Source organism: Bradyrhizobium sp. CER78 (genome assembly GCF_029846235.1).
GTDB lineage: Bacteria > Pseudomonadota > Alphaproteobacteria > Rhizobiales > Xanthobacteraceae > Bradyrhizobium.
In genome coordinates this window covers 126,452-147,996 of sequence record NZ_JARVWP010000012.1, presented here as the reverse complement: position 1 = coordinate 147,996, position 21,545 = coordinate 126,452, and the positions used below count along the sequence as shown (strand labels likewise).

17 protein-coding genes are annotated in these 21,545 nt (G+C 64.3%); 8 read left to right on the top strand and 9 right to left on the bottom strand.

The window, feature by feature from the left end; translation table 11 throughout:
- Positions 1-103: 103 nt before the first annotated feature.
- Positions 104-631, top strand: coding sequence for a carboxymuconolactone decarboxylase family protein (locus tag QDT69_RS24940; protein WP_279709117.1), 528 nt, complete (start codon positions 104-106; stop codon positions 629-631).
- Positions 632-819: 188 nt separating this feature from the next.
- Here QDT69_RS24940 and glsA read toward each other — a convergent pair whose 3' ends face one another.
- Positions 820-2,679 (bottom strand): glutaminase A, encoded by a 1,860-nt coding sequence (gene glsA, locus QDT69_RS24935; protein WP_279709116.1) that lies wholly within the window; start codon positions 2,677-2,679, stop codon positions 820-822.
- Positions 2,680-2,951: 272 nt separating this feature from the next.
- Complete coding sequence (locus tag QDT69_RS24930; protein WP_106325384.1) at positions 2,952-3,173, bottom strand: acetyl-CoA carboxylase biotin carboxyl carrier protein subunit; 222 nt, start codon at positions 3,171-3,173, stop codon at positions 2,952-2,954.
- Positions 3,174-3,303: 130 nt separating this feature from the next.
- Between QDT69_RS24930 and QDT69_RS24925 the strand changes: the two genes are divergently transcribed.
- Both QDT69_RS24925 and QDT69_RS24920 read left to right on the top strand, forming a co-directional pair.
- On the top strand, positions 3,304-4,278 hold the full coding sequence (locus QDT69_RS24925) for a helix-turn-helix domain-containing protein (protein WP_050418843.1): 975 nt from the start codon (positions 3,304-3,306) through the stop codon (positions 4,276-4,278).
- Entirely contained in the window at positions 4,208-5,767 is a 1,560-nt protein-coding gene (locus QDT69_RS24920) for a carboxyl transferase domain-containing protein (protein ID WP_279709115.1), read from the top strand. The genes QDT69_RS24925 and QDT69_RS24920 overlap by 71 nt, the downstream gene beginning before the upstream one ends.
- A gap of 153 nt (positions 5,768-5,920) precedes the next feature.
- Here the strand turns inward: QDT69_RS24920 and QDT69_RS24915 are convergent, their stop codons facing one another.
- A complete protein-coding gene (locus tag QDT69_RS24915) occupies positions 5,921-7,072 on the bottom strand; it encodes a patatin-like phospholipase family protein (protein ID WP_279709114.1) in 1,152 nt (383 codons plus the stop codon).
- Between the two features lie 285 nt (positions 7,073-7,357).
- Here QDT69_RS24915 and QDT69_RS24910 point away from each other — a divergent pair, with 285 nt between their 5' ends.
- Entirely contained in the window at positions 7,358-8,143 is a 786-nt protein-coding gene (locus tag QDT69_RS24910; RefSeq protein WP_279709113.1) for an acetoacetate decarboxylase, read from the top strand.
- A 36-nt stretch (positions 8,144-8,179) separates the two neighbouring features.
- Here QDT69_RS24910 and QDT69_RS24905 read toward each other — a convergent pair whose 3' ends face one another.
- The 4 genes from QDT69_RS24905 to QDT69_RS24890 form a co-directional block, all read right to left on the bottom strand.
- On the bottom strand, positions 8,180-9,478 hold the full coding sequence (locus QDT69_RS24905; protein WP_279709112.1) for an MFS transporter: 1,299 nt from the start codon (positions 9,476-9,478) through the stop codon (positions 8,180-8,182).
- Between the two features lie 256 nt (positions 9,479-9,734).
- Complete coding sequence (locus QDT69_RS24900; protein WP_279709111.1) at positions 9,735-10,931, bottom strand: acetyl-CoA C-acyltransferase; 1,197 nt, start codon at positions 10,929-10,931, stop codon at positions 9,735-9,737.
- Between the two features lie 894 nt (positions 10,932-11,825).
- Positions 11,826-12,338: a ParB N-terminal domain-containing protein gene (locus tag QDT69_RS24895; protein WP_279709110.1), complete on the bottom strand. Its 513-nt coding sequence runs from the start codon at positions 12,336-12,338 to the stop codon at positions 11,826-11,828.
- 112 nt (positions 12,339-12,450) lie between these two features.
- Positions 12,451-12,618, bottom strand: coding sequence for a hypothetical protein (locus QDT69_RS24890; protein ID WP_167350138.1), 168 nt, complete (start codon positions 12,616-12,618; stop codon positions 12,451-12,453).
- A 268-nt stretch (positions 12,619-12,886) separates the two neighbouring features.
- Between QDT69_RS24890 and QDT69_RS24885 the strand changes: the two genes are divergently transcribed.
- Positions 12,887-14,146, top strand: a complete 1,260-nt coding sequence (locus tag QDT69_RS24885) for an MFS transporter (RefSeq protein WP_279709109.1) — start codon at positions 12,887-12,889, stop codon at positions 14,144-14,146.
- Positions 14,147-14,933: 787 nt separating this feature from the next.
- On the opposite strand, the gene QDT69_RS24880 is transcribed toward QDT69_RS24885, so the two are convergent.
- Entirely contained in the window at positions 14,934-17,213 is a 2,280-nt protein-coding gene (locus QDT69_RS24880; protein ID WP_279709108.1) for an FdhF/YdeP family oxidoreductase, read from the bottom strand.
- A gap of 397 nt (positions 17,214-17,610) precedes the next feature.
- Between QDT69_RS24880 and QDT69_RS24875 the strand changes: the two genes are divergently transcribed.
- A complete protein-coding gene (locus QDT69_RS24875) occupies positions 17,611-19,194 on the top strand; it encodes a hypothetical protein (protein ID WP_279709107.1) in 1,584 nt (527 codons plus the stop codon).
- A 71-nt stretch (positions 19,195-19,265) separates the two neighbouring features.
- Here the strand turns inward: QDT69_RS24875 and QDT69_RS24870 are convergent, their stop codons facing one another.
- A complete protein-coding gene (locus QDT69_RS24870) occupies positions 19,266-20,036 on the bottom strand; it encodes an enoyl-CoA hydratase (RefSeq protein WP_279709106.1) in 771 nt (256 codons plus the stop codon).
- 222 nt (positions 20,037-20,258) lie between these two features.
- Between QDT69_RS24870 and QDT69_RS24865 the strand changes: the two genes are divergently transcribed.
- Together QDT69_RS24865 and QDT69_RS24860 are read left to right on the top strand one after the other, a co-directional pair.
- Positions 20,259-20,810: a PaaI family thioesterase gene (locus QDT69_RS24865; RefSeq protein WP_279709105.1), complete on the top strand. Its 552-nt coding sequence runs from the start codon at positions 20,259-20,261 to the stop codon at positions 20,808-20,810.
- Between the two features lie 60 nt (positions 20,811-20,870).
- Positions 20,871-21,485 carry a TetR/AcrR family transcriptional regulator gene (locus QDT69_RS24860; RefSeq protein WP_279709104.1) on the top strand — a complete coding sequence of 205 codons (615 nt, stop codon included), beginning with the start codon at positions 20,871-20,873 and terminating at the stop codon, positions 21,483-21,485.
- Positions 21,486-21,545: the final 60 nt, after the last annotated feature.

Here is a 21,545-nt window from a genome sequence, read left to right as displayed (position 1 = left end):
CTGGGAATGCGGCGGCAATTTGACTCGCGCGTGTTGCTCCTGCGACGGCCGGCAGTTACTGTTTCGAACCCGACAGAAACGATAGCAAGATCAAGGTTAGGAAATGGCCCGTATCGACTACTCCGATTCCGCGAAGGCGAGCCCGCGCACCCGCGAGATCCTCGATAAGAACCGCAACGCCAATATCTTCCGCATGATGGCGCATTCGCCGAGCTACTTTGAACAGTACTGCCGGCTCGGCGGCGCGATTCGGCACAAGGGTGAGCTCGATCCGATCGTGCGCGAGCTTGCGATCACCCGCACCGGCATTCTCTGCGAGGCGCCTTACGAGATCGTCGCGCACAAGCGCATCGGCAAGAATGTCGGCGTCACCGACGAGCAGAACGCAGCGCTCGAGAACTGGCAGTCCGCGAGCTGCTTCAACGAGGTGCAGCGCGCCGCGCTCGCCTTCACCGACGAGATCGTCAAGCTGAAGAAGCCGACCGATGCGACCTTCAAGGCGATCGCGGCGCTGTTGACGCCGGCCGCGCTGATCGAGCTGCAGCTCTCGGTCGGCTTCTACATCATGACGTCGAAGTTTCTCGAGACATTCGAGATCGACATGCAGCCGGTGACGGAAGTGGTGAGCTGAGCTCTAACCACGGGCGCAGGTTCCTTCGCCTCGCCCCGCTTGCGGGGAGAGGTCGGAGCGCATGCAGCGAAGCGGAATGCGGTCCGGGTGAGGGGGAGCCTCCGCGAGTCAACTCGAAGCTATTTTGCGGATGCAGCCCCTCACCCCAACCCTCTCCGCGCAGGAGCGGGGCGAGGGAGAAGAAAGAGCTACCCCGACGTTAGCAGATCCACCTTCGCGTTCGCCACGATCAGCCGCTCGGCGAGAATCTGCGCGAGGTTGCGCATGATCCGCTCGCCGGCGCGCGGATGCTGTTCGCGGAAGCGCTCGAAATCCTTGATCGTCATTTCATAGGCGGTCGCCGACATGTCGGCGACCACGTCGGCCGAGCGCGTCGGTTCCAGCAGCGCCATCTCGCCGAACGCCATGCCGGCGGTCAGGGTCGCGAGCCGGATGCCGTCGGGCAGGGTGACGTGGACCACGCCGCTGCGCAGGAAGAACAGCGAGGCCGCATCGGTGCCCGCGGTGATGATCTTCTGGTTCGGCTGGTAGGTCCGGACCGCGCAGAGCGACGCGAGGTCGGCGATCTCAGCCTCGTTCAATCCGGCCAGCAGCGGCTGCTCGGAAAGCTCTGTCGTCTCGAAGAAGTCGATCGAGCCGCCGTATCGGTAGACGATCTGGTCCTCGGCCCATTCGATTGCGGTGTCGAGCAGGTAGAAATCCCTGATGTTGCCGAGCCGGTTGGTCCACTCGCTGATCGTGGTCCATTCGCGCGAGGTGCGCTTGATGCCGGAGAGGATCACGGTGACGCCGAGCTCCGCCAGTTCCTGGAAAGCCTCCGCGACCAGCCGGGCACCCGCGCGCGTGGTCGCGGTGACGCGGCGCAGGTCGAAGATCACGAACTCCGGTCGCGGGCTGCCGGCGAGGCGGCGCGAGACGTAGTCGACATTGGAGAGCGACAGCGTGCCGACCAGTTCGATCACGCGCACCTCCTGGAAGTGCTTGGCCAGGATCTCCTGTTCCTGCGGCCGCCGCACCCGGCGCGACGGGTTCTTGCCGATATTGTAGTCGGCAATGATGCTGTGGCGGGCGTCGTCGCTGCGGTTCAGCATATGCAAATCGTAATGCGCCGACAGCGTCTCGCAGACCTTGATGCCGCGCACGCTGTTGCCGTGCTTGTCGAGCTTCGGCGAGTAGCTGCCGAGCCCGAGCCGCGCCGGCAGCGCCGCCAGGATACCGCCGCCGACGCCGCTCTTGGCCGGAATGCCGACGCGGTAGATCCATTCGCCGGCGAAGTCGTACATGCCCGACGAGGTCATCACCGACAGTGTGCGCGCGATCGCGTAGGGCGTCACCACCTGCTCGCCGGTCAGCGGGTTGATGCCGCGGTTGGCGAGCGTCGCCGCCATCACGGCGGTGTCGCGCGCGGTGACGAGGATGGCGCATTGCCGGAAATAGACGTCGAGCACCGCCGGCACGTTCTCGGTGATCACGCTGTTGGTGCGCAGCAGGTAGCCGATCGCCCGGTTGCGGTCGCCGGTGGCGCTCTCGGAGGCGTAGACCGCCTCGTCGACCTCGAGCTCGCGGCCGGCGAAACGGCCGAGCGCGTGACGGATATAATCGAACGCGCCGTCGCCCTTGTCGGCATGGAGCAGGCCCGAGCAGGCGATCGCGCCGGCGTTCACCATCGCATTGAACGGATGGTTGTCGGCATTGAGCCGGATCGAGTTGAAGGGGTCGCCTGATGGTTCGACGCCGATCACGCTTTCCACCCGCTCGGCGCCCAGCGTGTCCAGCGCGAGCGCGAACACGAACGGCTTCGACATCGACTGGATGGTGAAGGGCACCCTGGTGTCGCCGACCTCATAGACATGGCCGTCGAGGGTCGCCAGGCTGATGCCAAAATGGGCGGGATCGGCCTTGCCGAGCTCCGGGATGTAGTCGGCAACCGCGCCGGCTTCCTCCGGGAGGAAGTCTGCATAACAAGTGTGCAGAAACCGCAGCAGCGGCGGCTGCGAGCGGGCCCAGTTGACGGTAGAGGCAGTGACGGGAGGAGGCGATCGTTTCATCGCCTCCTGTTGTGCAACGCAATCAGGGCGCGCGCAACCGAGCGCGCCTCGACGTCAGCCGTGAGGCGGCCGGCGCGAGAGGATGTCGACTTTCGAACAGATGTTCACAAAACGAGCGGTTGCTCGGCATTTGTTTCGTCATACGAAACTTTTTGATGAGGAATGTTTCGAAAGCGAAACAGCGTGCGCCGTTGCGTTGGCTGCAAGGCAACCACCACCCAGGATGCGGCATCTGGGAATTTGATCCGCGCGAGGCGGCGGCACGCCCGCCGTCAGGTCTCGACGATCGCGATCGCCTGGCCTTCGGCGATGACGTCGTCAATCCTCACCAGAATCGACTTGATTTTGCCTGCTGCCGTCGATGTGACCGGTATCTCCATCTTCATCGCTTCGACGAACGCAATCTCGTCGCCATCGCCGATACTGTTGCCGGCTTCAACAGGAAGCGCGCAAACGCGCCCGGCAACTTCGGTCACAACCTTGATCTCTGGCATTCCACTCTCCGATACCGTCTAGCGGAAATTTCATCCGGCGAACGGCTTTTTGTTGTCGCGGCAGATTGCCTGAGGTAGCTTCATCTGCAAGTGGAATTTTATTCCGCAAGACGGAATGGAGCCAAACAAGATGGGACGGCGCTCGGAACGGCTTAGCAGGCAGGGAATGCTCGCCAGCGAGACTGGCGATGGCGATGTGATCCAGGTGGTGTCGCGCGCGTTTGACGTATTGCGGTGCTTCGAGGGACATGAAGCGCGCCTCGGCAATCTCGAGATCTCGAACCGCTGCGGCCTGCCGCGTTCGACGGTGTCGCGCTTGACGCACACGCTGACGCGGATGGGACAGCTCGTCTATCTGCCGCGCGATCAGAAATATCGCATCGGTCCGAGCGCGGTCGCGATGAGCACAACGATGATGAAGGGGCTGCAGCTTCGCAACCTGATCCGGCTGCGTTTGCAGGATGTCGCCGATCAGTTGCCCGGCACCGTGGGCTTCGTCATCCCCGACCGCTTTCATCTGGTCTATCTAGAGTTCGCGCGCGCGGCGAATGCGCTCGGCCTGCATGAAGCGACCGGCAGCCGCATCTCGATGGCGACCACCGCCGCCGGCCACGCCTACACCGCAGCGCTCGATCCTGCGATCGGTGATGCGCTGATCGCTGAGATGGAAGGCGAGCTGCCCGAGGGTGCCAAGATGCTGACGCCGCGCATCGCGGCCAACCGCCGGCATCTGCAGGAGCACGGCTATGTCGTCGCCTGCGGCCTGTGGAGCCCGCACATCAACGGCGTCGCGGTGCCGCTGTGGTCGCCGCAATATCAGACCTATGTGGTCACCACGATCGGCCTGCTCTCGGCGATGTATGACGAGGCGCGCCTGCATCGCGAGGTCGCGCCGCAAATGGTCGACCTCGCCGCCGCACTCGGCAGCCTGCTCGAAGGCGCCGATGGCGACATCTTCAACAATCGGATCGAACGCAAGTCGCTTCCGGTGACCGCCCATAACAACAACAAAATCATCAAGACGGAGGCAATGAATGAACTGGAAGCCGGAACTCGACGACCTCGCCCGGCGCGAAGCGTTCGCGCGGGAGATGGGAGGCGTTGACAAGGTCAAGCGGCAACGCGACCAGGGCCGGCTCACGGTTCGTGAGCGCATCGACAAGCTCGTCGACCAGAATAGTTTTCACGAGGTCGGGGCCATCTCCGGCATCGCAGAATACGACGAGAGCAACGAACTCAAGAATCTGACGCCGGCGAACTGCGTGTTCGGCCGGGCCAGGGTTGACGGCCGCACCGTGGTCGTGGTCGGCGACGATTTCACCGTGCGCGGCGGCTCGGCGGATGCATCGATTTCGGCCAAGCCGTTGATGGCGGAGGAGATGGCGCACGACTTCCGCCTGCCGATCGTCCGCGTGATCGAGGGCTCGGGCGGTGGCGGCTCGGTGAAGACCATCGAGACCCGCGGCGCGGCCAATCTGCCCGGCGGCGTCGGCGGCACGCGCTGGTACTGGTACACGACCGCCAATCTGGCGCGCGTGCCGGTAGTCGGCCTCGGGCTCGGCTCGGTCGCAGGCCTTGGCGCCGCGCGCCTCGCGGCCACGCATTACTCGGTCATGACCAAGAACTCCGCGATGTTCGTTGCCGGTCCGCCGGTGGTGAAGCGCCTGGGCCAGGATCTGACCAAGCAGGAGCTCGGCGGCGCCGACATCCAGACCCGCGCCGGCGCGATCGACCAGGCGGTCGAGACGGAAGAGGAGGCGTTCGATTACGCGCGGCGCTTCCTGTCCTACCTGCCGTCGTCGGTCTACGATTTGCCGCCGACCATTCCCTGCACCGACGACCCGGAGCGCGCCGAGGAATCGCTCATGAAGGCCGTGCCGCGTAACCGCCGGCAGGTCTACAAGATGCGGCCGATCATCGAAGCGGTCGTCGACAAGGGCTCGTTCTTCGAGGTCGCCGCCAATTTCGGCCGCCCGATCATCACAGGCCTGGCGCGGATCGAGGGCAGGGCGGTACTGCTGCTCGCCAGCGATCCGTTCCACTATGGCGGTTCGTGGACTTCGGACGCCTGTCAGAAGGTTGTGCGCTGGGTCGACTTCGCCGAGACCTTCCATCTGCCGGTGGTCTATCTGATGGATTGCCCCGGCTTCATGATCGGGCTCGAGGCGGAGAAGTCGGCGACCATCCGCCACGGCGTGCGGGCGATGGCCGCGGTGAACCAGAGCACGGTGCCCTGGTGCACCATCATCATCCGCAATGCCTTCGGCGTCGCCGGTGTGGTGCATCAGCCGGCTAACCGCTTCTCGATGCGCTATGCCTGGCCGTCGGCCTATTGGGGCTCGCTGCCGCTCGAAGGCGGCATCGAAGCCGCTTATCGCGCCGAGATCGATGCGGCCGAAGATCCCGCCGCCAAGCTGCGCGAGATCGAAGATCGCCTCAACAAGCTGCGCTCGCCGTTCCGCTCGGCGGAGAAGTTCTGGGTCGAGGAGGTGATCGATCCGCGCAAGACGCGCTCGCTGCTGTGCGAGTTCGCGCGCCTCGCCGAGCCGATCCGCAAGGCCGGGCCGCCGAGCAACATGTCGACGCGGCCGTAGGATCAATCATCGTCATTGCGAGCCACCCGGTCGGCGCGGAGCGCCGCCGGATGACAGGCTCAGCGAAGCAATCCATCTATCCGCATGCGCGTGGACGCGTGGATTGCTTCGTCGCTTCGCTCCTCGCAATGACGGCGAAGGGGCGATTGCGTCCTACTCCGCCTCGCGATGCACATCGTGGATCACGATGCCCATGCCGTTCTCGGGCATCTTGATCCAATCGCGGCGCTTCAGCGAACGCTTGGTGTCCTCGTGTCCGCTCGCCCAATGCTCGCGCATCGAGGTGCCGGAGAATTCGTGGTCCTTGGCGTCGCCCTCATAGGCCTTCTGCTGATAGATCAGCTGCAGCAGCGTGATGCCGGGCAGCCGGCTGTTGGCCTTCTTGAGCTGGCGCTCGTCTTCCGATAGATGATCGTCCGGAATCTTTCCTAGCGCGTTGTGCAGGGCGGTGCGCAGATTGTAGGTCTTGCGGTAGACGTCGGTGTTGTAGCGGGTGCGCGACGAATACATGATGTCCTTGTGGCGGGCCATCACGTCCTGGATGTCGCGCGGCAGCGCGCCGCGCGCCGAGAACAAATCGACCTGGAACACCAGCGAATTCATGTTGTCTTCCTGGTCGAGCAGATGCTGCAGCGGCGTGTTGGAGACGATGCCGCCGTCCCAAAAATGATCGGTGCCGACCTTCACCATCGGCAGCGCGCCGCTCGCCATGATGTGCTCGGGGATGATCTCGTCATGGGCGTTGTCGAAATAGATGAAGTTGCCAGACAGCACGTTCACCGCGCCGACCGCAAAGCGCATCTTCTTGGAATTGATGCGGTCGAAATCGACCAGTTCGAGCAGCGATTCACGCAACGGCGTCGTGTCGTAATAGCTGGTGGCGGTGCGCGCGCCGGCCGGGCTGAACCACGGATTGGCCTGGTGCGGGGTGAAGAAGCCAGGCTGCCCCAGCGTCGTCGTCAGCCACGAGCTGGTGAAATTGCGCGCCTTGCGGAAGATGTCGCCGTCAGGCGTGTAGTGCCAGATCTTGCGGCTGGTGATGCGATCCCAGAAGGTGTGCAGCCGCTCCAGCCGCTTGTCGGGCGGATTGCCGGCGATGATCGCCGAGTTGATCGCGCCGATCGAGACGCCGCAGACCCAGTCGGGCTCGATGTTGCACTCATGCAGCGCCTGGTAGACGCCGGCCTGATAGGCGCCGAGCGCGCCGCCGCCCTGCAGCACCAGCGCCACGCGATCGCATCCATCGGGACGCCAGCCGGGCGTTGCGTGCTCGATATCGTCGACATGAGGGGTACGCGCGTCCATATCAGACACTCCAAAAAAAATCGCGGCGAGAATTCAGGGCGCCGATGACGCCGTGATGACATGCGCGGCGCCGGCGCACGGCGCATCCGCCATGCCTGCCTGCATGGTTAGCATTGGCCTCACCAGGCAAATGCGGGTCACGCAAGCTGTGCCCGGCGTCACGCAAGCGTGCCTGAGGTCGCGCAAGCGCGCCCCGGGGTCATGCCGCTGACGGAAATGCCTCATATCGCTGTCAATCTCGGCCGATAGCCTCCGCACAAATTTTGCCAACAGGGGGTTATTGCGATGCGCAGGGAAGATCTGCTCAAGCTTCCGTCCATGCCGGCCGCCGGTCCGAGCTATCCCGCCGGTCCCTACCGCTTCATCGATCGCGAATTTCTCGTCATCACCTATGAGACCGATCCGGAATTGATCCGCGCCGGCCTGCCTGAGCCGCTGGAGCCGATCGAGCAGGCGATCGTGCATTACGAATGGATCAAGATGCCCGACAGCTCCGGCTTCGGCAGCTACACCGAGTCTGGCCTCGTGATCCCCGCGCGCCTGCACGGCGAAGAGGTCAACTTTGTCTGCCAGATGTATCTCGACGATGATCCGCCGATCGCGGCTGGCCGCGAGATCTGGGGCTTCCCGAAGAAATACGCTCATCCCAAGCTCGAGATCGTCAAGGACACGCTGACGGGCACGCTGGAATATGCCGGCCAGCTCGTCGCAATGGGTACGATGGGCTACAAGCACGAGAGCATGGCCGGCAATGGCGATGTCACCCGCGCCACGCTGTCGAAGACGCAAGTCAATCTGAAGATGATCCCGGGCGTCGACGGCCATCTCGAGGTCTGTCAGCTGGTCGCGATCAACCTGACCGACATCGTCGTCAAGGGATCTTGGATCGGGCCGGGCCGGCTGCATCTCGTGCCGCACGTCAACGCACCGGTCGCCGACTTCCCGGTCAAGCGCGTGGTCGGCGCGCATCACTACATCGCCGACCTGACGCTGCCGTTCGGCCGCCTCGTGCACGACTACAACAAGGAAGCCGCCGAGGCGGCAGCGCCGACCGGCCTCGCGGCAGAGTAGAGCTGTCGCCGACACGGACCAAGGCGGGCAGCGGTCTCAGGCCGCCGCCGGCTTCGGCTCTACCACCGGCTTCGGCCGCGCGATCGCGAGCGTGATCACCGCCGCGCAGACGCAGAGCGCGCCGGCGATGAAGAACGCCGGCAGATAGCTGGAATAAACCGTGCGCGATACGCCGGCGCCGAACGCGGCGGCGCCGGCGCCGAGCTGGTGGCCGGCGAAGATCCAGCCGAACACCAAATTGGCGCGCTCGGCGCCGAACCGCTGCGCGGTGAGCCGCACCGTCGGCGGCACGGTCGCGATCCAGTCCAGCCCGTAGAACATCGCAAACAGCGACAGGCCGTAGAACGTGAAATCGGAGTAGGGCAAATACAGCAGCGACAGGCCGCGCAGGCCGTAGTACCAGAACAAGAGATAGCGGTTGTCGAAACGGTCCGACAGCCAGCCCGAGATGATGGTGCCGAAGAAGTCGAAGATGCCCATCGCAGCGAGCAGGCTCGCGGCCTGCACCTGCGGGATGCCGAAATCGAGACACATCGGGATCAGATGGACCTGGACCAGGCCGTTGGTCGAGGCGCCGCACACGAAGAACGTCGCGAACAGAATCCAGAACACCGACGATTTCGAGGAGTCGCGCAGCGTGCCGAGCGCGGCCGCCATGATCGGCGCGTTGGCCGGCGGCGGTGCGGGGAGCGGCGCGGTGCCCGCATCGCCGAACGGGCGCAGGCCGACATCGCTCGGCCGGTCGCGCATCAGCATCAGCACCGCAAAGGCGGCGATGCCGAGCATGACGCAGACGAAGCCGAGCGCGACGCGCCAGCCATAGCGCTCCGTGATAGTCGCGAGCAGCGGCAGGAAGGCGAGCTGCCCAGTCGCGACGCTTGCGGTGAGCATGCCGATCACGAGGCCGCGCCGCGCCATGAACCAGCGCGTGGCAATGGTCGCGCCGAGCACCAGCGCCGTCATGCCGGTGCCGATCCCGATCACGACGCCCCACAGCAGGATGAGCTGCCAGACTTGCGTCATCGCGAGCGACGCGACAAGGCCGGACACCACGATCAGCTGCGCCGCCAGCGTCACGTTGCGCAGGCCGTAGCGGTTCATCAGCGCGGCGGCGAATGGCGCCATCAGCCCGAACAGGATGAAGCGGATCGACAGCGCCGAGGATATCTCGGCGTTGGACCAGCCGAACTCCTTCTGCAGCGGCACGATGAAGACGCCGGGCGCGCCGACGGTGCCGGCCGAGATCAGCGCGGCCAGGAAGGTCACGGCGACCATCACCCAGCCATAGTGGATGTTGCGGCGGGCGAGGGCGGAGGCAAGCCAGTTCGAGATCATTGGGTTCCAGATCAAATGCAATGAGGGGTCTGTTGGTGATGCGCAATATGACACGAGGGAGCTATGTCTAAAATGACATTGTTCCCTCGTTTTCGGACTCAAGCGCGGACGGTGCCGTCGCGTCTTGACGGACGATCCGGAGGGGTCACCATCTCTCCGCGTCATTGCGAGCGAAGCGAAGCAATCCATCGATCCGCACGCGTGGATGTATGGATTGCTTCGTCGCTATCGTTCCTCGCAATGACGACGGCGCTGGTCAGTGCGTCACCCGCTCGACCGCGATCGCGGTGGCCTCGCCGCCGCCGATGCACAGCGCGGCGACGCCGCGCTTCAGGTTCTGCGCCTCCAGCGCGTGCAGCAGCGTCACGATCAGACGCGCGCCGGTGGCGCCGATCGGGTGGCCGAGCGCGCACGCCCCGCCGTTGATGTTGAGCCGATCTCTGGGGATGCCGAGGTCGCGCTGCGCCGCCATCGCGACGACGGCAAACGCCTCGTTGATCTCGAACAGGTCGACATCGCCGACGCTCCAGCCGACCTTGTCGAGCAGTTTCCTGATCGCCGGGATCGGCGCCGTGGTGAACCACTGCGGCTCCTGGCTGTGGGTGGCGTGGCCCTTGATCTCGGCCAGCACAGGGAGCCCGTCGCGATCGGCGAGCGACCGCCGCGCCAGGATCAGCGCCGCGGCGCCGTCGGCGTTGGCCGAGGAGGCGGCCGGCGTGATGGTGCCATTGGCGCGAAATGCCGGCTTCAGGCCGGGGATCTTGGCCGGATCGACCTTCAGCGGGTGCTCGTCATTGGCGATGATGCGGGGACCGGCCTTCTCCGTGAGCGTGATCGGCGCGATCTCGCCCTTGAAGGCGCCGCCCTCGACCGCCTTGCGGGCGCGGCTCAGCGTCTCCATCGCGAACGCGTCCTGGTCCGCGCGGGTGAACTGATAGGCCTCCGCGGTGGCCTCGCCGAAATCGCCCATCGAGCGGCCGGTCTCGTAGGCGTCCTCGAGTCCGTCCATCATCATGTGGTCGATGATGCGGTCGTGGCCGGCGCGATAGCCGCCGCGTGCCTTCTGCAACAGATACGGCGCGTTGCTCATGCTCTCCATGCCGCCGGACAGCACGATCTCGGCCGAGCCCGCCTTGATGATGTCGTGGGCCAGCATGGTCGCCTTCATGCCGGAGCCGCAGACCTTGTTGACGGTGGTGGCGCCAGTGGCGTCCGGCAGCTTGGCGCCGCGCGCGGCCTGGCGGGCAGGGGCCTGGCCCTGGCCGGCGGGCAGCACGTTACCCATGAACACCTCGTCGATCCGCTCGGGCGCGAGTTTTGCGCGCTCCAGCGCCGCGCCGATCACGTGCGAGCCGAGCTTGTGGGCCGCGAGCGGCGTCAGCTCGCCCATGAAGCGGCCGAGCGGGGTGCGGGCGGCGGAGAGGATGACGACGGGATCGGCGCTGGATGTCATGGCGGAACTCCGTTCCATGCGGGAATCTGATTAGATTATATGCATCATATGATGCAGCGCAAAAAATGCAACCGCGTGTCCCATGACAAAATGTCGTGTTCGCATGAATTGGTGCGGGGATGTTTCTCCCCGATCTCCACTGTCGTCCTGGCGAAAGCCAGGACCCAACCACCGCGTTTGGTGATGAGGGATCGCGGCCCCAGCGTCGCGCAACAATTGAGATATGGGGTAATGGGTCCGGCTTTCGCCAGGACGACGATGTCGATGGTTCCCGATTCAAAATGTCAAACACGCGGCGTCATCACACGCGAGAGCGGGTGATCCAGTATTCCAGAGGCAGTCGTTATTGAACCGATGGGCCGCGGCGTACTGGATCGCCCGGTCAAGCCGGGCGATGACAGGTGTAGGTGGGGATAAGATTCCCTCCACGCGTCGTCCCTGCGAAAGCAGGGACCCATAGCCACCGCATTTGGTGATGAGGGGTCGCGGCCCCAGCGTCGCGCAACAATTGAGATATGGGGTAATGGGCCCGGCTTTCGCCAGGACGACGATGTCGATGGTTCCCGATTCAAGATGTCAAACACGCGGTGTCATCACCCGCGAAAGCGAAAGCGGGCGATCCAGTATTCCAGAGGCAGTCGTTATTGAACCGATGGGCCGCGGCGTACTGGACCGCCCGGTCAAGCCGGGCGATGACAGGTGTGATGAGGTTCTATGATGTCACCTCGTCTGACGAGTCTGCTCTCAAAGTCATCCGCTCCACCTACGAGGATGTGAGGGTTGCTCCTGGTCCGGTCACGTCGGCTGCGATTGCGCCTTTCTGATGCGGAGACCGTCACGGGGATGATGAGGGGATTGGTTTCGCTCCTCCTGCTTCGGCAGCCGGGCCGGCCATCAATAGCGGCCACCATCGCGCTTTTGCTGCGTGAGCCATTCCGACAACGTTTTCGTTTTCGGTGCTGGATCGCGGGAGAGCTCTCGTCGGATGTTGTTGCCGGAGCGCGTTGACCGGAGCTCGATCGATTCAGCTTTCATCGTTGCAGCCGCGGATGCGGTCGATCGATCCGCAGCTTCCTTTTCGAGGCGCAGCTTCTTCAATCGCGCCATCTTGTCCCGCTCTGCCTCGGTTTCAGCAGTGTCGGATAGCAGCGCCTTGTGGTGAGCAGTCTCTGCCGAACCCAGCACTCCGATGATCGTGGTCTCGCCCAGCGCTTTGCAGGCCTCGAGCCGATGCAATCCCTCGAGCAAGACGAGCCGGCTCTCATCTGGCCGAACGAGAATCGGGACTTGTTGTCCAATTTCCAGAATGCTGGCCGCTATCTCTTGAACGACCTCAAGCTTGAGGGTCTTCCTCTTCTTCAAGGGAACGTAGATCTGGTCGATTGGAAGGCTTTCCGGGCCAGGCACGCTGTCACTTCCTCCTCAGGGGCGATCCAAAAACAGGTTCAAGGATGCAGCGCTACGCCGTGGCTGGGACCTTGTAAATCGGAGCGGGGCCTCAAGCGCTCGACTTCATGCCCTAATCCGACCGCCAGGCGCCGAGCAAGAATCGCCGCTTCGGTGCGGAGCCCGCCTGCTTCTGCACGTCGGGCAGATCGACGGCGTAACGCTTCATCAGCAGCTTGATTGCGATCCCGATGATCACAAAGGGCGTCACGTAGATCGCGAAAACTTCGAAGGCTGTCATGGTGTCCTCCGCGGTCTCGGACAGGCATTGTAGCACATCATCGCACGGGGCGGAGCAGACGGATGCTCGGGCAGCGCGTGCTGGTGGGCAGTGCAACACGCCGCTACCACCGCGCATGGCCGCATGCGGCGGCTTCGATTGACACGTCCTGCCTCGGCGCTACGCTGCCGGAACAGGAGCGTTTTTCCCAAGAGAATCAATATCTGCAATCAAGACCCAGAAGAACCAAGAAAAGGGCAGGACACGCCGTGACACGCGTCATCGCGTCGTGAGCGGGACCACGCGGACCTCCGCGCTCGCACCGTTTCGCATCCGCAGCTATCGCTTCCAATGGCCGTCCGATCTGCTCACCTCCTGGGCGTTCGAGGTCGAGACGCTGGTGCTCGGCTGGTACATCATGGTCGAGACCGGCTCGGTGCTGCTGCTGACGGTGCTCGCTTCGCTGCAATATGTCGGCACGCTGGTCGCGCCTGTGGTCGGCATGATCGGCGACCGGATGGGGCATCGCGATCTGCTCGCCGTGATGCGCTTTGCCTATACGGCGCTGGCCGGCACCATCATGACGCTGGCGCTGACAGGACATCTTGCTCCTCTTAATGTGATGATCATCGTCGCCGTCATGGGGCTGATCCGCCCGTCAGACCTCGGCGTGCGCGGTGCGCTGCTCGCCGACATCATGCCGCCCGAGCAGCTGGTCGGCGCTATCAGCCTGGCGCGCACCACGCAGGACTCGGCGCGCATCGCCGGCGCCTTGACCGGGGCCGGATTGTTCGCGGCGCTCGGCATCGGCTATGTCTATGTCGGGATCGCCAGCTTCTATTTCATCGCCGCCATCCTGATGCTCTGCATGGGCCGGCCGAAATCGCATGCCCCAGCCGATCAGTCGGACATCGACCTGCCGGGCTCGAAACTGCTGCGCGACCTCAAGGAGGGCATCGTCTATGCCTGGAGCGGCCCGGGCATGCGCGCCGCTCTCTGTGTCGCGTTCCTTGCCAACCTCACCGCGTTTCCGCTGACCAACGGCCTGTTGCCCTATGTCGCGCGCGACATCTTCCACACCGACCAGACCGGCCTCGGCTATCTCTCCGCGAGCTTTGCGGTCGGCTCGCTGATCGGCTCGATCACGCTCAGCATGGCCGGCGGCGTACGCATCGCGCGGCTCCTGATCGGCGCGACGCTCGCCTGGTACGCGATGCTGCTGGTGTTCGTCGAGCTCAGGACCATGCCGGTGGCAATGGCCTGCCTGCTGCTCGCCGGCATCGCGCAGAGCATGTCGATGATTTCGGCCGCGGTGATGCTGATGCGCAATGCCAGCGCGCATCTCCGCGGCCGCGTGATGGGCGTGCGGATGATGGTAATCTACGGCCTGCCGCTCGGCCTGCTCGCGGCCGGCAGCTTGATCGACCTGATCGGCTACACTGCGACCGGCACGCTGCTCGCCGCCGCCGGCTTCATCGCGATGCTGGCGATCGCGCTGCATTGGCGCGCCGATTTGTGGCCGGTGCATGCGCCGGCGAATGCGAGGTGAGGGGCACGCATAGCCCGGATGGAGCGAAGCGCAATCCGGAACTTCGACCTACGGATGACGGTCACCGGATTTCGCTGCACTCCAATCCGGGCTACAAATCACGATCTGGCACACGAAGTGGCACGATGATCACGGGCAAGGACATCCTCAAGTACATGATCTGGGCGTGCTTTGTTCTGACCGTTCTCGCGCTTTGTGCGACGTTCCTTCCACCGCGTGCGGGTCACTCCCGAACGGTGATGCGCTCAGCCATTGCAGCCCGGGTGAGCGAAGCGATCTCCGGGACGATCGGGTCCGCATGTCGCTTCGCTCATGCGGGCCACAGGAGTCGACGACGACCGCTTGCTGCGTGATGTTTACGTTGAACTCGCAGTCGGGTAGAACTGTCTCATGAATTCGTCAATCTGGCGGTCTGTCGCCTGCCAGTGTGGACCTTGCTCACTCCGCAACAAACAGAGGCCCAGGAGTTCTAGTGGGCAATCGGCGACAAGATGGAGCGTCTCCTTCTTCGCGATCCAGTGCTCCCGATCGCCCTTGCCAGCACGATCAACTGTGTATCCAAGCTTGAGTAGCGTGAGATATGCTGGGACAGCCGTATTGCCTGCCGCCGCAATTACTTCATTCACCATTGCATCCACCGTCTCAACGCGCCGTGGTCGACTAGATCGTCAACATCTAGCGTAGCCCAGATGGAGCGCAGCGCAATCCGGGACAACTCGACGCGCGGATGACGCGTCCCCGGATTTCGCTGCGCTCCATCCGGGCTACGAGCCGCGTTTTGTGTCAATCACGCCGCCTGCGCCGCCCGCCTGATATGCACCGGTACCGACTTGTAGGACGGCGTGCCGCTTTCCTTGTCCTGATAGTCGAGCGGCACCAGACCGTTGGCCTCGGGATAGTAGGCGGCGACCGAGCCGCGGGCGATGTCGTAGACGATCGCGGTCAGCGTCAGACGGCGCGGCTCGCCGGAGGGCAGCGCGGTTTCGATCTCGACGAGGTCGCCATGGGCGAGGCCGCGCGCGGTGAGATCAGCCTCGTTCGCGAACAGCACGTCGCGCCGGCCGAACACGCCGCGGTAGCGGTCGTTCAAGCCGTAGATCGTGGTGTTGTACTGATCATGGCTGCGGATGGTGGCGAGCTTGAGGACTGACTTGTCCGCCAGCACCGGGTCCTCTTCGAGGCCGTCAAAGATCAGGAATTCCGCCTTGCCGGACGCGGTGGTCCATTTGCGCTCGGTCGGCGGCAACGGCAGACGGAAGCCGCCGGGAATCCGGATGCGTGCGTTGTAATCCTTGAAGTCGGGGAAGACGCCCTCGATAGCGTCACGGATGCGGTCGTAATCGGCGATCAGCTCGGCCCACGGCACCTTGGTCGCCGGCAAGGTCGCCATCGCGATGCCGGCAATGATTGCCGATTCCGACAGCAGATCCTCGGAAGCCGGGGTCAGCTTGCCGCGCGAGGCGTGCACCATCGACATCGAATCCTCGACCGTGACGACCTGCGGCCCCGAAGCCTGGATGTCGCGCTCGGTGCGGCCGAGCACCGGCAGAATGATCGACTGCTTGCCGACCAAGAGATGCGAGCGGTTCAGCTTGGTGCCGAGGTGGACGGCAAGCTCGAGCTTGCGCATCGCGGCCGTGCAGCGTTCCGGGTCGGGCAGGGCGATGGCAAAATTGCCGCCGAGGCAGACCAGGACCTTCGACCGGCCGTCGTCGATCGCCTCCATCGCGGCGACCGCGTCATGGCCGTGATGGCGCGGCGGCTTGAAGCCGAAGGTCCGCTCGATGCCCTCGAACATTGCGATGTTGGGTTTCTCGGTGATGCCGACGGTGCGGTTGCCCTGCACGTTGGAGTGGCCGCGCAGCGGGCAGATGCCGGCGCCGGGCTTGCCGTAATTGCCCTTCAAGAGCAGCAGGTTTGCGATCTGCTGCACATTATCGGTGCCGCGCATGTGCTGGGTGATGCCCATGCCGTAGGTGACGATGGTGGCATTGGACTTGGCGTAGGCGGCCGCGACCTCGCCGAGCTGGGCGCGGCTGAAGCCGGAGACGGTCTCGATCTTGTCCCACGGCGTGGCGCGCAGATCGGCAGCGAACGCATCAAAGCCGTTGGTGTGTTCGGCGATGAAGGCGTGATCGAGCACGTCGTGGCTCGCGTCGTCCGTCTCGATCAGCGCCTTCATGACGCCCTTCAGGACCGCGGCGTCGGCGCCGACCTTGGGCTGGTAATAGGTCGAGGCGATCCGGGTCGAGCCGAGCGTCGCCATCTCGATCGGGTCCTGCGGATCGGCAAAGCGCTCCAGCGCGCGCTCGCGCAAGGGATTGAACACGATGATCGGCACGCCACGGCGCGAGACCTCCCACAAGGTGCCCATCATGCGCGGATGGTTGGTGCCGGGATTGTGGCCCATCGCGATGATCAGCTCGCAATGGTCGAAATCGTCCAGCGACACCGTGCCCTTGCCGATGCCGATCGATTGCGGCAGCCCGACGCTGGTCGCCTCGTGGCACATGTTCGAGCAGTCGGGGAAATTGTTGCTGCCGTATTCGCGCGCGAAGATCTGGAACAGGAAGGCGGCCTCGTTCGAGGCGCGGCCGGAAGTGTAGAACTCGGCCATGTTGGGATCCGGCAGCGCGCGCAGCGTCTCGCCGATCCGCGCGAAGGCGTCCTCCCAGGCGATCGGCTGGTAGGTGTCGCTTGCCGCGTCATAGGCGAGGGGCTGGGTCAGGCGGCCCTCGTTCTCGAGATGGAAATTGGTCCAGCCGAGCAGCTCGGTGACGGTGTGCGCGGCAAAGAACTCCGGCGTGACGCGCTTGCTGGTCGCCTCCCAGGTCACGGCCTTGGCGCCGTTCTCGCAGAACTGGAAGGTGGAGGTGTGCTCCTTGTCGGGCCAGGCGCAGCCCGGGCAGTCGAAGCCATCAGGCTTGTTGGTCCGCAGCAGCGTAATCGGCGCCTCGACCAGATCCATCTGGGTGCGAACCGCCTCAGCGGTGGCCTTGAGGGCGCCCCAGCCGCCGGCCGGAGCATCATAGGGGCGGATACCGGGAACGTCGCGCTTTTGGACCATATGTCCTCCTGCAGCTCTTGAAGTGTGACCTTGTGCGTTTGTCCCGAGAATTGATTGTAGATTTCTGCCGCGGACGGCGTGAAACCGCCGTGCTCCGATCGACGTTCTCGATCTGAAACAATCGTCTCGCAGTCGAGCCTAGACTAGTAGGCTGGCGCCCGCGGTCAACAGTCCGTCAGACGCATGGTCCGGATGGAGCCACGGCTCGCGCGACGTCGCGCCCGACGTTCTTAGAACAAAGCCCATCCGCCTTGGCTGTGGAGGACATCCCGGCGTCACATATCTGTTGGAGCCCGGTGTTACGACCGGCTCGCACCACCCCGCATTTTCCGCGGGGTGCTCTCCGCATTGCCTAATTTATCGAATTGCTCCCCCCAGACAAAAAAGGCTCAGCTCCATGACGCGCTTGCTCTTTGGCACTGCCGCCGCCGGTGTCTTGCTTGCGGTCGCATCGACCGCCCATGCCGGCTCCACGCTTTCATACGTTCCGGACAGCCTGACACAATCCGTGATCGAACACGGACCGTGGACGCTGCATCAGTCCGGACATCATTTTCATCACGACGCTTCCGGCATCGTGCCGCCGGGCACGCTCACGCCGCCCTACAATCCGACCCTCTATGGGACGCCCTATGCCGACTATTGCTCGGCGAGCGGCGAGACCACGATCAATCACGGCAAGAGCGTGATGCAGCCTTACTATTTTCCGTTCGTTCGCCGTCGCGGCGCCGTCCTCGAAGGCCTGTTCGACTATCGTCCGCGCAATGAGCAGGAGGCGACGGTTGCTGCGATCTCGACGGATTGGGGCGCGACCTGGCAGTTCAAGGGCAAGGCGCTGGCGCTCAACCCCTACTGCCCGTGGGATGCGACCGATCCGGACAATCAGAACGTCAACGTCAATGGCGTGAAGACGGCGTACGGCTCGTCGAGCGCAAATGCCGCCGACAACGGGCTTGGCCACGCCTTCGTGCTGTCCGTGAGGGGCAAGCAGCGCGTCTATCATCTCAACCGCGCCGATGGTCACATCGACAGCGATCAGCTCGTGGTCCATCCGCTGCATCGCGGCGAGGACTTCTCGCTGTTCGGACTTCCGGAGCTCGGATTTGTCAGCCCGCTTGCGTCTGGCGGCTATCCCAAGCTCGAGGCTACGGCGGGCGCGACCACCGGCCTGATCGATCCCGACGCCATTCTCGGCGCCGTGCACATGGGCGAGAAGACCGCCGTCGTCTACGTCTCCAAGAACCTCACCCCCGGCGACAAGAGTTTTCCGGCCAACCAGGTGTGCCCGTCAACGCCGGCCTTCGCGCTGACCAACCTCGTCAACAAGAAGCCGCGGAAGCCCAACCACGACGTGATCACGATTCGTATTGCAACGACGTCTGATGGCGTGAACTTCACCGACGTCGGCGCGGCGACCGGCCTCAACGACCAGACCACGGTTGCGCTGAACGGCATTCGCTGGCTCGGCAGCGGCAGCATCCTGCGCATCCATGACGGGCGCTTCGGCATGTTCTTCGGCGCCGGAAACTGCCTGGACAACGACTCCGACGGCTTCCACTTCATCGGCTACGCCGAAACCGACAATCCGGTTCGCGGCGCAGGCGATCTCCTGAAGTGGCACGTGGTCAACGGCTTCGACAATCCGATCCTGTCCACGGACAAGGTCGTCGATCCCGCCGGCCCGCGGCCGTACCCACTGAATGCGCCGCTCGTGAACGTTCATGGCGCAGACGCCCTGACGGCCGCGCAAGTCGCGCCCTTCGTACCGCCGGGCGAGGGCTACACCACGAACTTCTTCAGCGGCCGGGTCTACGATCCGCAGGCGGTGCTGACCGACGAGCGGACCGTGACGATCGTGTTCGCCGGCTACAACACGCCGCAGCCGAGCAACAATCTCGGTGATTACCGGTCGATCGGTCGGTTCCAGCTTGGCGTCCAGCCCGGCTATTTCATGCCGCCCTTCGTCGAGACCGACGACTAAGGCGCACGGAAATCCGGACCAACAAGGACGCGGATCGAGGTCTGAACGCCTCGATCCGCGTCTTCTACTTTCTATTTCTTCCGATCCAGGAATCCCTGCAGCAGCCGCTGCGGCTCGCCGGTCTGGAACGATTTTCCGAACACGCCGACGCTGAGATTGACCGATTCGGTCAGCGGCAGCTCTTCCCACTGCCGCAGCAGGTCCTTCTGGATGCGCAGCGCTTCGGGGCCGCATTCCAGCAGCGCCTTGACGGTGTGCTCGACAGCGTCATCGAGGCCATTGGGTTTTGCCACGGTGTCGACCAGGCCCCAAGCGAGCGCGGTCGGTGCGTCGATGTTCTCCGCGGTCATCATCAGCCAGCGGGCGCGGCCCCAGCCGATCAGGCGCGGCAGCAGCGCGGCGTGGATCACCGAGGGGATGCCGACCTTGACCTCGGGCATGCCGAACATCGCGTCATGCGCGGCGATGCGGACGTCGCAGGCGGCTGCGACCTCGAGGCCGCCGCCGAGACACCAGCCGGGCAGGCGGGCGATGACAGGCGCCGGGAATTTGCGCACGGCCTCGCAGAGGTCGCGCAGGCGGCTGATGAAGGCTTCGGCGGATTTCTGGTCGAGCGTCGCCATCTCCTTGATATCGGCGCCGCCGATCATGCTGCGCTCGCTTTCGCCGGCCAGGATCACCGCGCGGATGGTCGGATCGGCGGCCAGATGCTCAAAGCCTTCGCGCACGCCGTTGGTCACGGCCGAACTGACGATGTTCAGCTTGCCGGCGTTGCAGATCGTGAGGCGGACGACGCCTCTGTCGTCGCGGTCGATGCCGCAGTGGGGATTGAGCATGTCCATGGAGTGCTTCCGGCGCAGGAATTGATCGACACGTCATTCCGGATGGTGCGTAAGCACCAGACCCGGAATCTCGAGATTCCGGGTTCGATGCTGCGCATCGCCCCGAAATGACTCCTGCCATGTCCCGGACAAAGGCCGCTTCTGTCAAGGCACTGGCCCTGCGGTTGCGTCGCGCGCGGCTCGGATCTATAGAATTATGTTAATCATATAAATGGAGCCGTCATGACCGCCGCCGAGACATCAGATCTTCATTCCCCCGAGCTGACGCGCACGCGCACGGTGGAATGGCAGGCGCCCGGGCCGGTGGCGAAGGCGGCGATGCCTATGTCTGGGATCGAGGCGATGCGTGCGATCCGCGACGGCGTGCTGCCGCCGCCGCCGATGGCCAAGCTGATCGGCTTCCGCGTGGCCGTGGTCGAGGAGGGGCGGATCGTGATGGAACTCGAGCCGCATGAGAGCCTGGAGAACACCATCGGGCTGCTGCACGGCGCGACCGCCGCGGCGCTGCTCGATACCGCGATGGGTTGCGCGATCTCGACCATGCTTCCGGCCGGGCAGGCCTCGGTCACGCTCGACCTCAAGCTGACCTATCTGCGCCCGCTCTCAGTGCGTTCGGGAACCATCTCGGCCGAGGGCAAGGTGATCAAGCTCGGCCGCCAGACCAGCTACACCGAGGGCTTCGTCCGTGACGGCAGAGGCAATCTTGCGGTGCACGCGACTGCGACATTTTCGATGCTCGGCGGGGAACCCCTGGCGGTGAACAAGCCGAAATAACTGCAGCATTCCCGGCGCAAATCTGCTATTATATGATTAGAAACATTCCATGAGATCGGCATGCGCTATTCGAAAGAACATAAGCAGGAGACCCACGCGCGAATCGTGAAGAAGGCCGCAACGCGGCTGCGCGAGAAGGGCGCCCATGGCATCGGCGTCGCCGACCTGATGAAGGACGCCGGGCTCACCCATGGCGGCTTCTACGCGCATTTCGACTCGCGCGAGGCGCTGGTGATCGAGGCCTTCAACTATGCCATGGACCGCGCCAACGAGCGCTGGCGCAAGGTGACGGCGGAGGTGCCCCCGGAGAAGCGGCTTGCGACGATCGTCGACGGCTACCTGTCGGCGACCCATCGCGACGATCCCGGCCAGGGCTGCGCGGTGCCGGCGCTCGGCGCCGAGATCGCCCGCGAAAGCCCGAAGACCCGGAAGGCCTTTGCGCTCAAGCTCGACCAGATGATCGACATGATTACCGACCAGATCCAGGACGTGCCGCGCAAGACCGCGCGCAAGCAGGCGATGGCGACACTGGCGACCATGATGGGCTCCATCGTGATGTCGCGGATCGCCGGCAATGGCGAAATGTCCGACGAGATCCTGTCGGCCGGCCGCGAGGCCGTGCTGGGACGCGCGGCGGCGGCCAAGCCGCCGGCGAAGAAGGCCAAGGTGAACTAAGGGCACGCTCCGCTTTTGAACCCGTCATCCTGAGGTGGCCGCTTCTTCAGCGGCCCTCCA

Coding starts and splice junctions, on each gene's coding strand:
- QDT69_RS24940 (WP_279709117.1), top strand. CDS start 104: ATGGCCCGTATCGACTACTCCGATTCCGCGAAGGCGAGCCCGCGCACC.
- glsA (WP_279709116.1), bottom strand. CDS start 2,679: ATGAAACGATCGCCTCCTCCCGTCACTGCCTCTACCGTCAACTGGGCC.
- QDT69_RS24930 (WP_106325384.1), bottom strand. CDS start 3,173: ATGCCAGAGATCAAGGTTGTGACCGAAGTTGCCGGGCGCGTTTGCGCG.
- QDT69_RS24925 (WP_050418843.1), top strand. CDS start 3,304: ATGGGACGGCGCTCGGAACGGCTTAGCAGGCAGGGAATGCTCGCCAGC.
- QDT69_RS24920 (WP_279709115.1), top strand. CDS start 4,208: ATGAACTGGAAGCCGGAACTCGACGACCTCGCCCGGCGCGAAGCGTTC.
- QDT69_RS24915 (WP_279709114.1), bottom strand. CDS start 7,072: ATGGACGCGCGTACCCCTCATGTCGACGATATCGAGCACGCAACGCCC.
- QDT69_RS24910 (WP_279709113.1), top strand. CDS start 7,358: ATGCGCAGGGAAGATCTGCTCAAGCTTCCGTCCATGCCGGCCGCCGGT.
- QDT69_RS24905 (WP_279709112.1), bottom strand. CDS start 9,478: ATGATCTCGAACTGGCTTGCCTCCGCCCTCGCCCGCCGCAACATCCAC.
- QDT69_RS24900 (WP_279709111.1), bottom strand. CDS start 10,931: ATGACATCCAGCGCCGATCCCGTCGTCATCCTCTCCGCCGCCCGCACC.
- QDT69_RS24890 (WP_167350138.1), bottom strand. CDS start 12,618: ATGACAGCCTTCGAAGTTTTCGCGATCTACGTGACGCCCTTTGTGATC.
- QDT69_RS24880 (WP_279709108.1), bottom strand. CDS start 17,213: ATGGTCCAAAAGCGCGACGTTCCCGGTATCCGCCCCTATGATGCTCCG.
- QDT69_RS24875 (WP_279709107.1), top strand. CDS start 17,611: ATGACGCGCTTGCTCTTTGGCACTGCCGCCGCCGGTGTCTTGCTTGCG.
- QDT69_RS24870 (WP_279709106.1), bottom strand. CDS start 20,036: ATGGACATGCTCAATCCCCACTGCGGCATCGACCGCGACGACAGAGGC.
- QDT69_RS24865 (WP_279709105.1), top strand. CDS start 20,259: ATGACCGCCGCCGAGACATCAGATCTTCATTCCCCCGAGCTGACGCGC.
- QDT69_RS24860 (WP_279709104.1), top strand. CDS start 20,871: ATGCGCTATTCGAAAGAACATAAGCAGGAGACCCACGCGCGAATCGTG.